This window comes from Synechococcus sp. MIT S9508 (genome assembly GCF_047303045.1).
Taxonomy (GTDB): Bacteria; Cyanobacteriota; Cyanobacteriia; order PCC-6307; family Cyanobiaceae; genus Synechococcus_C.
This window is the reverse complement of record NZ_CP138941.1, coordinates 1,197,326-1,211,683: the sequence shown is the minus strand read 5'-3', so window position 1 is coordinate 1,211,683 and position 14,358 is coordinate 1,197,326. Positions and strand designations below refer to the sequence as shown.

The window sequence follows — 14,358 nt, the reverse complement described above, 5'->3', positions numbered from 1 at the left end:
GTCAGGCTCCGTAAGTTCCAGGAACTGTCGAAAGACTGGAATTGAACCGTTCCTCTGAACTCACCACCCAATTGGCAGCTGCCTGCCTTGGAGCCGGGGTTATCACCACGGTTGCCGTCGCTCAAGGCCAGAACCCAGTCACAGCACTTGGAATCACACTGTTCTCAGCCGTGGCGGCTGTGATGGTTGGCCAGGTTTTCTGAGCCCAAACAGAGCTCTGACAGCGGACGCCTAGGCTGCCGGCGCGATCATCCGAACCCCTGTGCTCGATCAGCGTCTGGTGCGAGAGAACCCTGAGCTGATTGCGACTCAGCTGGAACGCCGAGGCCTGAATGTGGATCTCAGCCCTCTGCAGCAGATCGCACAGCATCAAAGGGATCTCGAAGAAGAGCGCAGCACTCTTCAGGCGGAGGGCAACCGCATCGGCAAGGATGTCGGGCAAAAAATCAAAGCCGGGGCCGATCCCAAAGGGGCTGAAGTCGCCGATCTGCGTCAGCAAGGCAACGCCATCAAGCAGAAGGTGTCCGTTCTCGAGGACGAGGAGAAGCAGCTCGCCTCACGCTTGAAGGAACAGCTGCTCACCTTTCCCAACCTGCCATCGACCGACAGCCCTGATGGCAAGGATGAAAACGACAACATCGAGGTGCGCAGCTGGGGCGTCCCACGCCAACAAGAGGGCTTGGAAGAGCATTGGGCCATCGCTGACCGTCTTGGCTTGCTAGATAGCGAGCGATCCGTGCGGATTGCCCAGAGCCGATTCGTGACCCTGTTCGGCCAGGGCGCTCGCCTGGAGCGCGCTCTGATCAACTTCATGCTCGACCTGCATGGCAGCAAGGGCTACCGAGAGGTGCTGCCACCTGTACTGGTGAATAGCGCCAGTCTCACCGGATCAGGCCAGCTGCCGAAGTTTGCTGAGGAGAGCTTCCGTTGTGCTGAGGACGATCTCTGGCTAACGCCCACGGCAGAAGTTCCTGTCACCTCTCTGCATCGCGACGAAATCATTCCAGGAGATCAGCTGCCTCTGAAGTACGTGGCCTACAGCCCATGCTTCCGCAGGGAAGCGGGGAGTTACGGCCGAGACACCCGAGGACTGATCCGCTTGCACCAGTTCAACAAAGTGGAGCTGTACTGGTTTGTGCACCCCGACCACTCAGCCGAAGCTCACGCGCAGATCACGGCGGATGCGGAGGCGGTGCTTCAGGCTCTGGAACTGCCCTACCGGGTGCTGGAACTCTGCACAGGTGATCTGGGATTTTCCGCGTCGCGCACCTACGACCTTGAAGTGTGGCTCGCAGGCGCCGGTGCCTACCGGGAGATCTCCAGTTGCAGCGTCTGCGGTGATTTTCAGGCACGGCGTTCCTCGATCCGCACCAAGGAAGGGAAAATCACCCGGCTGGTGCACACCCTGAATGGCAGTGGTCTGGCGATCGGCCGCACCATGGCAGCTTTGCTTGAAAACGGTCAGCAGCCCGATGGCAGTGTGTTGCTGCCTCAGGCACTCGTGCCTTACTTCGGTAGGGACAGAATCCAGCCAGAATGAGCCGACTGAAACGGGTTCCATGAACGTTCTGGCCTCACTGCTGGCTCTGGGGCTGTTGATCGTCATTCATGAAGCGGGCCATTTCCTGGCTGCCCGACTGCAGGGCATTCGCGTCAACGGCTTTTCCGTGGGATTTGGGCCGGCCTTGCTCAAAACCGAGCAGGGCGGCGTGATCTACGCCCTGCGATTGCTCCCCCTGGGTGGGTTCGTTTCATTCCCCGAAGACGATGAAGAGAGCGACATTCCCAAAGATGATCCGGATCTACTGCGTAACCGGCCGATTCCTCAGCAGATCTTGGTGATCAGCGCAGGCGTGCTGGCCAATCTGCTGCTGGCCTGGTTGGTTCTTGTGGGACACACCGCCACCACTGGAGTTCCTGGAGAACCAGGACCAGGCGTGATGGTGATGAGCGTGCAAGGCGGTGAACCGGCAGCTCTCTCTGGACTCAAACCTGGCGACCGCATCCTGTCGATCGACGCCATTGATCTCGGCCGTGGAGAGCCGGCCGTCCAGGCCGCCGTCGACCCGATCCGCAACAGCCCTGGTCAGCCGCTCAAGTTGCAGGTATTGCGTAACGATGTGCTCACTCCGCTTCAGCTGACGCCAGCCGACCAGCAGGGTGTCGGTCGTATCGGCGCTCAGCTTCAGGAAGTCGTCAGCGGCTCCACCCGTCCCGTGCGCTCGCTGCTGGAGGCGATCAGCGTGTCTAGCCAACAGTTCGGCGGGCTCTTCAGCAGAACGGTGTCGGGCTATGCAGGCTTGTTCACCAATTTCGGTGCCACCGCTCAGCAGGTTTCAGGCCCCGTGAAAATTGTGGAAATGGGAGCCCAGCTCTCGAGTCAGGGAGGCTCGGGTCTAGCCCTATTTCTGGCGCTGATCTCGATCAACCTGGCCGTCCTTAACGCCTTGCCCCTGCCGCTGCTCGATGGCGGACAGCTGGTGTTTCTCCTGTTAGAGGGTCTGCGCGGACGCCCACTGCCGGAACGGTTTCAGCTGGCTGTGATGCAGTCCAGTCTGCTGTTGGTACTCGGCCTCAGTGTGTTGCTGATCGTGCGTGACACGAGCCAGTTACCGGTGGTGCGTCAATTGATTGGCCAATGAAACTGTATGGTTGCTGATTGAACTGCTCCTTTTCACTCGCTGCATGGCCAAGAAGTCGATGATCGCCCGCGATGCGAAGCGCAAGAAGATGGTTGAGCGCTTCTCAGCCAAGCGGACTGCCCTGATGGCCGCCTTCAACGCAGCGCAGGACCCCATGGAGCGCCTTGCGATCCATCGCAAGATCCAGGCACTACCCCGCAACAGTGCACCCACCCGTATGCGCAACCGCTGCTGGGCCACCGGCAAACCCAGGGGTGTTTATCGCGACTTTGGGCTTTGCCGCAATCAGCTGCGCGAGCGTGCCCACAAAGGTGAGCTTCCTGGCGTGGTGAAGTCGAGCTGGTGATTTGTCGAGAGTTTGCTCAAAAGTGATGCAGTTGAGGAGGTGTTTGAACACCTCCTTTTTTGATGGATGTCACAGAGCGATTCAAATTGGATTCAGTGGGATTGACGTTTCAATCCTGTGAAGTGCCAGAATCAACCTTGACAGAAAGACATAAACAACAGTGCAAGGTCAGACACAGTCGATCTCCTTTGACGGTCGGGAGATTCGGTTGACCACGGGGCGGTATGCCCCCCAGGCCGGTGGCTCAGTGATGATCGAATGCGGTGACACTTCGGTGCTCGTCACAGCCACCCGATCCAAAGGGCGCGAAGGCATCGATTTCCTTCCCCTCATCTGCGACTACGAAGAACGCCTTTACGCAGCAGGGCGCATCCCAGGAAGTTTCATGCGCCGCGAGGGCAGACCTCCCGAGCGAGCCACACTGATCTGCCGTTTGATCGACAGGCCGATGCGGCCTCTCTTCCCCAGCTGGATGAGAGACGACATCCAAATCGTGGCCACCTGCATGTCTCTCGATGAGCGCGTCCCTGCGGATGTGCTGTCGGTGACTGGCGCTTCAATGGCAACACTGTTAGCGGGCATTCCTTTCCAAGGACCGATGGCCGCGGTACGGGTTGGCCTCTTGGGCGACGACTTTGTTCTCAACCCCAGCTTTCGAGAGATCGAACGCGGAGATCTCGATCTGGTCGTGGCCGGCACCCCCGATGGCGTGGTGATGGTTGAGGCCGGGGCGAATCAGCTGCCTGAAGGGGATGTGATTGAAGCGATCGACTTCGGTTACGAAGCTGTCTGTGAGCTTATCAAGGCTCAGGAGTCGATCCTTAAAGACGCTGGAATCGAGCAGGTGAAGCCCGAGGCTCCCAGCGAAGACACCACCCTGCCTGTTTATCTGGAGAAGGCTTGCAGTAAGTCGATTGGCGATGTGCTCAGCCAGTTCGATCAAAGCAAAGCTGAGCGCGACGAAAAGCTCGATGCCATCCGTGATCAAACAGCGGAAACCATTGATGGCCTGAAGGACTCCGACCCCGTCCGTCAGCTGGTTTCAGGCAACGGCAAAGCACTGCCCACCAGCTTCAAAGCCCTGACCAAGAAGCTGATGCGTCAGCAGATCGTCAAGGACGGCAAGCGTGTTGACGGCAGAAGTCTCGATCAGGTGCGTCCAATCAGCGCGGCCGCCGGCGTGCTGCCTAAGCGAGTGCATGGCTCTGGCCTGTTCCAGCGCGGCCTCACGCAAGTGCTGTCGACCGCAACCCTGGGCACACCCAGCGATGCCCAGGAGATGGACGATCTCAACCCCAACACGGAGAAGACCTACCTCCATCACTACAACTTCCCTCCCTACTCGGTGGGCGAGACCAAACCGATGCGTTCCCCTGGCCGGCGCGAAATCGGCCATGGAGCTCTTGCCGAGCGGGCCATCTTGCCCGTGCTGCCAGCGAAGGACACCTTCCCCTATGTGGTGAGGGTGGTGAGTGAGGTGCTTAGTTCCAATGGCTCCACCTCAATGGGTTCAGTGTGCGGCAGCACCCTGGCCCTGATGGACGCCGGTGTGCCCTTGAAAGCACCCGTCAGCGGCGCCGCCATGGGTCTGATCAAAGAGGGCAAAGAGGTTCGAATCCTCACTGATATCCAGGGCATCGAGGACTTCCTCGGCGACATGGACTTCAAGGTGGCCGGCACCGACAAGGGCATCACCGCCCTGCAGATGGACATGAAGATCACCGGTCTGGAGATCAAAACCATTGCCGAGGCCATCAACCAGGCGCGTCCTGCCCGTCTCCACATCCTCGAAAAGATGTTGGAGGCAATTGACACCCCCCGTGATGGCATGTCACCCCATGCCCCTCGCCTGCTCAGCTTCCGCATTGACCCGGAACTGATCGGCACCGTGATTGGTCCTGGTGGCCGCACGATCAAGGGCATCACCGAGCGCACGAACACCAAGATCGATATCGAAGACAGCGGCATTGTCACCATCGCGTCCCATGACGGTGCGGCGGCTGACGAAGCTCAGAAGATCATCGAAGGTCTCACCCGCAAGGTGAATGAGGGCGAGGTGTTCAGCGGTTCGATCACCCGGATCATTCCAATCGGCGCCTTTGTGGAGATCCTTCCTGGCAAGGAGGGCATGATCCACATCTCCCAGCTGTCAGAGGCTCGGGTCGAGAAGGTTGAAGACGTGGTGAAGGTGGGCGACGAGGTCACCGTTCGTGTCCGCGAAATCGACAACCGAGGCCGGATCAACCTGACCCTGCGCGGTGTACCCCAGAACGGCGAAGACACGGAGCCGGAACCTGCTCCAACACCTGTTGCGCCCCTCTCCTGAGGGGTAGCCTCAGACCTGAAAACCAGGATCGATTGTCTGCATGACCTCTGCCGCTCGCTTTTCAAGCGCGGCATGGGCTTTTCCATGGCTGGCAATCAGACAACCCGCCTGACGCACATCACCGGTGTTGTAAGAGAGCGGTCGACCATCCGCATGGGTGAAGGCACCACCAGCCGCCAGCAACACGGCCTCAGGGGCTGCCATATCCCAGTCTTTGGGAGCACTTTTGCCTGAGAGCGAGATGTAGAGATCGGTCTCACCGCGCAGGATGGTGGCCACCTTGCAGCCCACACTGCCGACTGCCTTGGAGCCGGCGAGAGGCAGAGCCGCGATCAGTCGCTCCAGGCGATTATCCCGATGACTGCGACTCGCCACCATGATCAGTTCTCCCTCAGCATTGCGGTCGCTGAAGCGCACGGGGCCGCGCTGACCGGTGCGATTTTCACACCAGCTGCCATCACCCACCAGACCGAACCACAGCTCATCCGCCTCCGGAAGCAACACCACACCCAGCACCGGACGCTGACCCTGCACCAGCGCCAGATGCACCGCGTATTCACCAGTGCCTTGCAAAAAATCCTTGGTGCCATCCAGAGGATCGAGAATCCAGAGCCATTCGGCAGGCAATGGCTCGCCCTCAGTGAGTTGCTCCTTGGCCGTCTCCTCGCTGAGCAAGGTCCAACCAGCATCAGGAAACGCTGCATGCAGACCCTCCAGCAACCATTGATTCACGGCCAGATCCGCCGCAGAAACAGGTCCCTCACCACCATGGTCAACACTCAGTGCCCGTGAAAAGCCATGGGGAGGCTGCTCACCGCGGGCATAGGCCCGCAGGATGTCTGCAGCTCCCCAGCAGAGAGGGCGCAGTGCCTCTAGAAGGCTGTCCTGACTGATGCCGGCAGGCAGGTTCATCGCAGTCGGCATCATGGAGTGATCTGGGCGGAGCCATTGTGAAGCAGCGCGCCGAACCGGAAGCTGGTGTTCTGTATCTGGTGGGCACACCGATAGGTCATTTGGGTGACCTTTCACCGAGAGCACGGGCGCTGCTCATCGCCGTAGACATGATTGCCTGCGAAGACACCCGCCATAGCGGACAACTGCTCACAGCCCTGGGATCGAAAGCGCGCCGCTGCAGCTTTCATCAGCACAACACGCACAGCCGCATTCCCCAGTTGCTGAATGAACTCAGCAGCGGCCACAGCGTTGCCGTAATTAGCGATGCCGGATTACCCGGGATCAGTGACCCTGGAGAAGACCTTGTGGCTGCAGCACGACAAGCCGGCCATGCCGTGATCTGTATTCCCGGCCCCTGCGCTGCCACCACAGCGCTGGTCAGCAGTGGCCTTCCCAGTGGCCGCTTTTGCTTTGAAGGGTTTCTGCCTGCCAAGGGGCGCGAGCGACGCGAACGATTGACAGCAGTGGTTGCAGAACAACGCACCACCGTGCTTTACGAGGCTCCCCATCGCATGATGAAACTGCTGGAAGAACTCCAGGAACTCTGTGGTGATCAACGGGCTCTACAGGTGACCCGTGAACTGACCAAGCGACATGAACAACAGGTGGGACCAACCGTGATCGCGGCCCTGACGCATTTCAAAGAACAACCTCCCCAGGGTGAATTCACCCTGGTGCTGGGTGGGGCTCCGCAACAGGCACAAGTCGCCATGAATGACGCTCAATGCCGCGAGCAACTCGCAGCACTGATCGAGCAAGGCATGAAGCCCAGTGATGCAGCGAAGGATCTGGCCAAGAGCGCCGGAAGATCACGACGTGAGCTCTACGCACTACTGCATGAGGAGCAGAAACAGGCAGACTGAGCAAAGCTTCGCTGAACCCGCGGCATGTTGCTGCGCCTGAGACTGCTGCTGATCACCCTGGGCGGCAGTGTCGCCTTGCTTGTCGTGCTTTGCCTTGGAGCACAGAACCTGAGTGAGCGCTACAGGCTGAAACTGGGCGCTGGGACGACAGCCCCACTCCCTGCAGGGTTCATTGTTGGCGTCAGCACTGTGCTGGGAGTGATCAGCGGTGGCAGCCTCGCAGTGGTGTTGATGCCGAACTCACAACGTTGAATCAGGCGTCGAGTGAATACAAGGCACCTTCGAGCAGGAGGCGGGTGATTCCCCTGGCAAGCAGGTGGCGAGACGTGCTCTCAAACACCTTGGTATCAGGAACCTTGATCACGCGCTGACTACGTCCGCACTGACGCTTTGCAGAACGTGGGCTGGAATACAGGCAGAGGGCCTGGCGGACCAGCTCCTCTGGATTCAGAACACCCAATTCAGGGAACTCACTGAGCGGCCTTGGATCCAGCTCAACGGTCTTGTCCACCAGCATGTACACACTATCGGGGAGCACACCGGCGGCAAAAGGTCGACAGCTGACCTGCTCCCTGCTGACTTGCGGTAGATCCACAGGCAGAACGGCGATCTCCTGAAAGACATCATCCGATGTCCCATCGAAGGCCTCGTCATCACCGACATCATCAGCATCGTCGCCTCCAAAATCATCGGCATCATCAAGGGCGAGCGGCGCACTGCCATCGCCTTCTTCTGCCTCCAACTGCTCAGGCTCAACAAACCGCTCAGAGAGTTGCCCAGGACCCTTTGCAGCTTCAGGCAGCTCAGGGGCACCCACGGGATCAGCCTCGGGTGTGGTTGTGGCAGCGCGAGCGCGCACTGACTTGAGTTCGTCGTATTGCTCTGGAGTCAGCAGAGCGCGAACCGTGCGGCTGACCGTGTTGGGACTGCATCCGTAAAACGCAGCGAGGACAGCGCTGGACTCGCCGGAGCGATAACGGACTAAAAGCTCCTGCTTTTGACTGTCAGTAAGCCGGCTGGGTGCCATGGAGCAATTTGAGCAGCCTTCAACCTTAGATGCAGCTCTTTGGTTTGACTGCAAGAATGCCTAGGAGGCTCCCTTAGCTCAGCTGGATAGAGCAACTGCCTTCTAAGCAGTCGGTCGATGGTTCGAATCCATCAGGGGGCGTCAGTCATTGGAACGGCTTTCAGCCTTTGCTGAAAGCCGTTTTTATTTTTTGTGCCCAAAACTGTGCTCAAAGCCGGGCACGTCCCACCTAAAGCGTCCAATGGCGGTTAAAGCCAGGCCAGCACTGGGAAAATAAGCTTTTATTGGTGCGGTGTTGTTTTGTCGGGAGATCGATAGCGACTACTCAACGACCCCTGCTTTCCCCTTTCGGGTCTTGTATAGCTCTCAGCCACAACGCGACGGCTTCAGATTTCCCGACAGAAGAGCGCGTCTTTTTTATTCACCTGACTCGCTGTCAGAGGCTCCTTTTCGGCACACCCATTCTGGCAGTGGGTTGCCGTCTTTGTCCTTGCAATCCTTAAGGTTGCTCATGTCAATGTTACATCCAACGATGACAAAAGACAGAGCAAGAATGCCTAGTATTTTTTGATACATGGTTGACTGATTTTTTCTTTTTGCAGCCTACTGGCTCAATATCAGACCAAGCCCAATGCTACGAACAACTAAGCCCCCCCAGCTCACGCATGAATCGTGGCTTGATTGGTTTGAAGTGTTTTAACGGGAGATCGATAGCGAATACTCAACTTCCCCTGCTTTCCCCTTTCGGGTCTTGTATAGCTCTCAGCCTCGCTGTCATGGCTTCAGGCTTCCCGACAAGGGTATTCGCTAATCATTAACGGCGAGTTGTATATGCATCAAGCAGATCACTTTGAATATTCATGTAGCAGCCTTTGCTATCAGTGCAGCGGCATCCACTTAAAACGTCAGAGGAGAAGGAATGATTATACAGAGCTTTAACGAGATTTACAGTAATGAATGAAGCGTCGACAACAACAGCGGCAGAGAGAGGAGAGAACAGCTTCATTCGTTCAATATGAGTGGGGAGGTCAAGCAAATAAAGCTTTAAACTTTTACTGCTATCGCACCCTGATGCTGGCAAAACCATTGTCGGCTTAGTTGCAATTTATTTAATAATTTTATCTACCAAAATATCATCAAAATACACCCGCACCTTGTGAAACATTTTGCCGTCAAACTCTAATATCCAAACATACTGATTGTTGTAAGGCTCACCGTTTTTAGAAACAGCCTTGGAGGTCATCTCCAGAACAGCGAAGGAGCCATCCATGATGACATTGTTTACCCTCCACTGAATGCCTCCATCCAATGAAGACTTTAGCCTTGAGATCGCAGTATTGATGAATTCAATCCTAGACGTATAAACACCAGCAAGGACACTTGAGCCTGTTATAATCCATTGGACGTTCTCCGCAACATAATTGGCTAGGAACTGATCGATAGCACCAATTTCAAGCAATTGAATAGCATTATCAACGTAATTACGAGTGATCTGCATGGCAAAAGCACGGAGCGATTTTTTATTGTACCGGATCTTGGCAAGATCTTTGTCATTCAAATTATTTTGGGATATCGCTGACTCAGGAAATCGCAATACATAGTGCTATAGAGAAATTCAAAAGCCAAATAGAATGATCGACAGTTCAAGCTTTTTTTAAAAGGATAAGGGACTTGTCATCGCTTGATAAATTCTGCTCCATGTGCGTACTTAACATTGACGGGCATGTCAGCTTCGCAAAGCGGGCAGGCCTCTTCAGGCCATGCTGGAAGACTGATTTCATCGAGATAAATAAAATTTTTCACCCCAAGCTCTTGCGCTCCAACATTACCTCTATTCACATAAGCTGCAATTCCAAGTGGGTTACCACCAGCTTGTGCTATGGCTTGGTAAGTAAGCTGCACTGAAAAGCCTGTGTTGATAATGTCATCAACAATCAGAATAGATTGATTTTTGATGGCCTCGACGTAACCACGCTTTATTTCAAAGTCAATGGTTTTCCCTTCTTCATTAATGACTCGTTCAGTGAATACACAGCGGCTGCCAAGCGCCAGTGCTGTGTATTGAGCACAAATGACACCGCCAATTGCAGGTCCACAGACAACATCAGGCTGTAAGCCATGACGATGAATTTCTTGGCCGAGCAATTGTCCTAATTCATAGGCCAATTTAGGATTCAAATTAATGAGATCCTTCGCGATCCATCCAGATCCATGGTCTCCCGATGCATAAACAAAGTGATCATTTTTGATCAGTGTTCCACTGGACTCCAGAATTCTTCTTGTTGCTTGTTGTGTTGACTGGCTAGGCATCGTCACGGCACGCGAACATGCCCCAAGCTTGGCAATCCTGTATGGATTGAACCATCACAGGCCTACATGATTGTCTTCAAACTCCCCGCGCCCCGACCCGCCCACTGAAGACAAACAAAAAACCCCACTAGTGCACTAAGCGGACCTACCAAGCGGCAATGCTTTTCCGCAAAGCTCCATTAAGAAGGGGCCCCCCTGGGCCCCTGAAGGTCGTTGAGGTGACTCCCGGTGACCTCTGACCTCGTGTCATTTCTAACCGCGCTGTATCAGCCAGAACATCGGTGAAACTACCTGTTTTCAGCAGTCCGGGATCACCTGGGCTGACACCGCTTCCACCCGTCTAACTTCTGCATGGTCTCGCAGACTTCGATTGCGTTGTGCCTGAGTATCGGTCTGATGACTGGCTGACTACTGCCGCGTAATGCTCGGGTCTGGACGATGACCCACTGGCCATGCGGAGTGGGCGAATCATTCGTGAAGCTGCAGACATTCCCCTGCTGGTCATTCAGCAACCAGCCGACGCGTTCTTCGGTGCGTGCCTATCGACGAGTGGGCTTTCCTTATTGGGCATTGGTGAAGTCTGGCGAAACCGTCTGCCCACCAAGCGAAAGACCGACTGCTCAACAGGAAGTCGGTCGATCCTGAAACGAACTGGAGCCACTGCCTGAGATGGCTCCAGTAATGCCCTTTTCAGGGTCACCCCCAATCGACCACAGGCATTAAAAAGCCAGTCATAGCCGTGAAAACCCGTGCTACGACTGGGCTCAAAATTGCCTTCTAAGCAGTCGATCGATGGTTCGAATCCATCAGGGGGCGTCAGTCGTTACGGGGTTTTCGGGAGTACCGGGAACACTTTTTTGTTGCCTGCCCGAGGCTGCTCTCACGTTGCACTCAACCAGCAAGCAGTAATAGCTAAACAAGAGAAAAGCCATTGGAAAGATATGGAGTGGCACCAAACCGCTAACTGCATTGAAAAGAGACTTCAAACCATTCAGCGGATGCACAGGTTGAATGGAATTTCAGAACTCATGGCACTGGCTGATTACTGCACTAAATACAAATTAACGACTAAGTGCATCACAAAAGAAAAGCACGATGCCCTTATCGACCTAGAAAATAGCGATGGAGCATGGGTTCTTCATCGGAATGGAGGAATCAGACTGAAGATCACATCTGAATCAGGAGAAGTAATTCTTAGCCTTCGCATTGAAGACAACATTTGGAATAGCTATGCCGAGCATGTAGCCGACTGGCACAAGTTAGCTGAAAATGCCAAAGCACTATTCCAAATTCCATCCAAGAACTAAAAACCGGCGAGTCAGCGAAGATCAGAGACCCAAGAGCAAGAAGAGTTTCACAGCCAACAGAATGAAGTGGTCGAAGACATCAAGCCGCTCGCAGGGAATGACTAAAACCTAAGCCTTGAGGCACGTTTTACCCCAGTTGAATACCAAGACCCAAAAGAAAACAGCTCCACCCAACGCCACCTTCCAGGTATGACTGGAAAAGAAACCATCTCTTTCAATCTTCTTTGCTTTATTTTCATCGGTACCATAATTAGCGGCAAGAGTATGTACAAGACCGTACAACTGTAGACAAACAGCAAGGCCTACAATTCTTGAAATTTCCGCAAACAATTGGTTCATGGCAGGCCTGACATTACAGAAAGACTACCAAGCAAGCAACAAAGCTGATTAAAGAAGTGCAGATCAATGACCACAAACAGACTAATGCTGACCGCTTTATCTCTGGGCGTACTCATGGGCCTACTGGCAATCGCTCAAGGAATGATGACCAACACCAGTAAACAGAATGAAGCGATGCCAGCGACAGAAGCATTTAACTCAAAATAGTACCCAGAAAGAATGCCAACAATTCACCCTGCCAACCCAATCAAATAACACTGGTCAATGATCTGCTGAAATCAATAACGGTAGCGCTTAGCCACTTCACCCTTGCCTTTTGCTCCTTGCTTATTCTGCCAGACGCTTGTGATAACTTTTTTATTTTCATAACCGAGGATTTGGCTGATCGCGCTGTCTGTTCTGCACCAGCGGGCAGTGACTTGATGATCAATCATTTCAAGACCCTTCTGATCCTCCTCCACAAGAGCAGCGAAAAAATCAATCTGGAATGCTCTTGTTTCTGCGCGAAACTTTTCGGCATCTCTGTAAGAGCTTAAATCTTCCTTGTCGATCGCACTCAAAGCGAGTTCCAACTCTTTGGCTCTATCAACTGGTTGAGCTGGCTGCTCATCTCTGAAGCTAGCAATCGTAACTTCAGCTCGCTTCACTCTCCACTTTTCACAGGCTTCTTTTGCTTTCTGCTCAGATGAATAAAAGCATCCCACAAGACTGGTCGAAAGCAGGGTGATGAACAGCGATTTCATCATTGGCTCGATGAACAACCAAGGCCTTGCTCTTGCAGTCAGCTTACCAAAGCGATACGAGTGAAGCCCACATTCTTATCATTGTGGCCCCACTGAATACTTGCTCTTTCATTTGAAGCACATTCAAGAGATGTAGTGGAAATATTGCCTTTATCGTGGTGACGTTCAATTCAGAACCTGTCAGTTGATGCGCGCTAGTGGTCGCTGACGAACTGGGAAAGGCCTCCAAGCAAGTTCGCCTTTAGGACCTTGCTCGAGACAAGGTATGAGGCGAATTGGCTGTGTTCAAACATCGAGAGGCAAGGCTGTGATTGGACAAACCAGGCTGTATTGCAGCAAAGGTGAGGCATTCCGCCTCGTTGAAGTGCCAAGGGAACAAGCATCCATCGGAGCCAAAAGGCTCAACAAGCAAGGCTGGCAAGTTGACGTGCAACAAAAACAGCCGGAAGCACCGCAGGAGCCCAATTCGGCACATCGACCTAAAACCAGGCGTGATAGAAGACCGTCCTCAATTGAGAGCAATGATTCCCAACATCCATTCTCGAGACGATCAACCTGTCTTCAATGCCTCAACCGATGACAGCCGTGTGCGGGCACGTCTGGGAATGATGGTGTTTTGGGTTCTGGCATTGCAAAGACACCCACAAGAAAGATCACCAGTTCTGACCTATGGGGTGTGCGACCGAACCAGAAGCGCTTTATCGCTTCAATAACTCAGGACCTTGAGCACACTGAAACGTCATGCTGACCTGCACTGAGCATGCGATGGAAAGCCTCTGTCACAAGCGCCACAGGGCGACTGCTCTGCATGCGCAAAAACTCCTTCAAAGGCCACGCTGGTCAACGCTGCAACATTTGACCGTTTACAAACCGTTACGGTTCGACTATTTTGTTAATAATCTAAGGTTGATATCAGATGGTCAACTCGCAAAGTTCAGCCCAAGCGACGTCAACCTTGAACTACGAAGAGCTCTTGGAAGAAATGGAAAAACTCGATATCGCAGACCTGCTCTTGATTCACCGCCGAGTCGCGATGCGATAAGTCCATTTTTCAAAGCATCTTAATATCAAAAGATTGCATCAATTATTAGCATTGCAAAACTGAAATTATTTAGAAATCGCAAAAGTTCGGCGCCCAAATAAAGTCGCCAATTAATTCACATTCATGTTTATGTGAATTAGCTCAACTTACGAATGGTCATAATGTTGCTGAAATGATTCGTACTGGAATTCGCTGAGACGCGATTCGCCGCAAAAAAATAAAGGCACAATTTATGTTTTGAACGGTGAATCATGATCAGCACGTTACTTTTGAATAAAAAGTTGGTGCAAGTCTGATCACAACAACTACTGATGTTAGAGGGGGTGACGGAGACAGTGCTCAGGCGGAATCATCAGCAAATCCTTCTAGTCCTGAAAACAGGAGGATGAGTCACCGAACTCTCATCTGAGTTCGGTGACATCAGGATTTAGCTGCAACACTCCAGCTGATCAAGGGGTG

Annotated in this window: 15 protein-coding genes and 1 tRNA gene; 10 read left to right on the top strand and 6 right to left on the bottom strand. The window is 54.0% G+C overall.

What is annotated here, in order from left to right:
- Positions 1 to 41 precede the first annotated feature (41 nt).
- The 5 genes from SIB42_RS06270 (at position 42) to SIB42_RS06250 (ending at position 5,314) form a co-directional block, all read left to right on the top strand.
- The gene (locus tag SIB42_RS06270) at positions 42 to 203 is read left to right on the top strand and encodes a hypothetical protein (RefSeq protein WP_170951744.1); all 162 of its coding nucleotides are present in this window, start codon (positions 42 to 44) and stop codon (positions 201 to 203) included.
- A gap of 59 nt (positions 204 to 262) precedes the next feature.
- Complete coding sequence (gene serS / locus SIB42_RS06265; protein WP_067092717.1) at positions 263 to 1,540, top strand: serine--tRNA ligase; 1,278 nt, start codon at positions 263 to 265, stop codon at positions 1,538 to 1,540.
- Between the two features lie 19 nt (positions 1,541 to 1,559).
- A complete protein-coding gene (locus SIB42_RS06260; RefSeq protein WP_067092714.1) occupies positions 1,560 to 2,642 on the top strand; it encodes a M50 family metallopeptidase in 1,083 nt (360 codons plus the stop codon).
- A gap of 43 nt (positions 2,643 to 2,685) precedes the next feature.
- Positions 2,686 to 2,988 carry a 30S ribosomal protein S14 gene (rpsN, locus tag SIB42_RS06255; protein WP_067093113.1) on the top strand — a complete coding sequence of 101 codons (303 nt, stop codon included), beginning with the start codon at positions 2,686 to 2,688 and terminating at the stop codon, positions 2,986 to 2,988.
- A gap of 160 nt (positions 2,989 to 3,148) precedes the next feature.
- Complete coding sequence (locus SIB42_RS06250; protein ID WP_067092712.1) at positions 3,149 to 5,314, top strand: polyribonucleotide nucleotidyltransferase; 2,166 nt, start codon at positions 3,149 to 3,151, stop codon at positions 5,312 to 5,314.
- Positions 5,315 to 5,323: 9 nt separating this feature from the next.
- On the opposite strand, the gene SIB42_RS06245 is transcribed toward SIB42_RS06250, so the two are convergent.
- Positions 5,324 to 6,241 (bottom strand): 3'(2'),5'-bisphosphate nucleotidase CysQ, encoded by a 918-nt coding sequence (locus SIB42_RS06245; RefSeq protein ID WP_067092710.1) that lies wholly within the window; start codon positions 6,239 to 6,241, stop codon positions 5,324 to 5,326.
- A gap of 23 nt (positions 6,242 to 6,264) precedes the next feature.
- Between SIB42_RS06245 and rsmI the strand changes: the two genes are divergently transcribed.
- Together rsmI and SIB42_RS06235 are read left to right on the top strand one after the other, a co-directional pair.
- Positions 6,265 to 7,131 carry a 16S rRNA (cytidine(1402)-2'-O)-methyltransferase gene (gene rsmI, locus SIB42_RS06240; RefSeq protein WP_067092709.1) on the top strand — a complete coding sequence of 289 codons (867 nt, stop codon included), beginning with the start codon at positions 6,265 to 6,267 and terminating at the stop codon, positions 7,129 to 7,131.
- A gap of 24 nt (positions 7,132 to 7,155) precedes the next feature.
- Positions 7,156 to 7,383, top strand: coding sequence for a hypothetical protein (locus SIB42_RS06235; RefSeq protein ID WP_067092708.1), 228 nt, complete (start codon positions 7,156 to 7,158; stop codon positions 7,381 to 7,383).
- 1 nt (position 7,384) lies between these two features.
- Here SIB42_RS06235 and SIB42_RS06230 read toward each other — a convergent pair whose 3' ends face one another.
- The gene (locus SIB42_RS06230) at positions 7,385 to 8,158 is read right to left on the bottom strand and encodes a DDE transposase family protein (RefSeq protein WP_067092707.1); all 774 of its coding nucleotides are present in this window, start codon (positions 8,156 to 8,158) and stop codon (positions 7,385 to 7,387) included.
- Positions 8,159 to 8,225: 67 nt separating this feature from the next.
- Here SIB42_RS06230 and SIB42_RS06225 point away from each other — a divergent pair.
- Positions 8,226 to 8,299 (top strand) — tRNA-Arg (locus tag SIB42_RS06225).
- 964 nt (positions 8,300 to 9,263) lie between these two features.
- Here the strand turns inward: SIB42_RS06225 and SIB42_RS06220 are convergent.
- The 3 genes from SIB42_RS06220 to SIB42_RS06210 form a co-directional block, all read right to left on the bottom strand.
- The gene (locus tag SIB42_RS06220; protein ID WP_067092704.1) at positions 9,264 to 9,716 is read right to left on the bottom strand and encodes a hypothetical protein; all 453 of its coding nucleotides are present in this window, start codon (positions 9,714 to 9,716) and stop codon (positions 9,264 to 9,266) included.
- Positions 9,717 to 9,832: 116 nt separating this feature from the next.
- Positions 9,833 to 10,468, bottom strand: a complete 636-nt coding sequence (locus SIB42_RS06215) for a phosphoribosyltransferase family protein (protein ID WP_067092703.1) — start codon at positions 10,466 to 10,468, stop codon at positions 9,833 to 9,835.
- A 311-nt stretch (positions 10,469 to 10,779) separates the two neighbouring features.
- Positions 10,780 to 10,980: a hypothetical protein gene (locus SIB42_RS06210; RefSeq protein WP_231856286.1), complete on the bottom strand. Its 201-nt coding sequence runs from the start codon at positions 10,978 to 10,980 to the stop codon at positions 10,780 to 10,782.
- Between SIB42_RS06210 and SIB42_RS06205 the strand changes: the two genes are divergently transcribed.
- On the top strand, positions 10,907 to 11,113 hold the full coding sequence (locus SIB42_RS06205) for a hypothetical protein (protein WP_231856325.1): 207 nt from the start codon (positions 10,907 to 10,909) through the stop codon (positions 11,111 to 11,113). The two genes, SIB42_RS06210 and SIB42_RS06205, sit on opposite strands and share 74 nt — an antisense overlap.
- Positions 11,114 to 11,238: 125 nt before the next feature.
- A complete protein-coding gene (locus SIB42_RS06200) occupies positions 11,239 to 11,775 on the top strand; it encodes a hypothetical protein (RefSeq protein ID WP_067092701.1) in 537 nt (178 codons plus the stop codon).
- A 617-nt stretch (positions 11,776 to 12,392) separates the two neighbouring features.
- Here SIB42_RS06200 and SIB42_RS06195 read toward each other — a convergent pair.
- A complete protein-coding gene (locus SIB42_RS06195; protein WP_156485076.1) occupies positions 12,393 to 12,875 on the bottom strand; it encodes a hypothetical protein in 483 nt (160 codons plus the stop codon).
- Positions 12,876 to 14,358 lie beyond the last annotated feature (1,483 nt).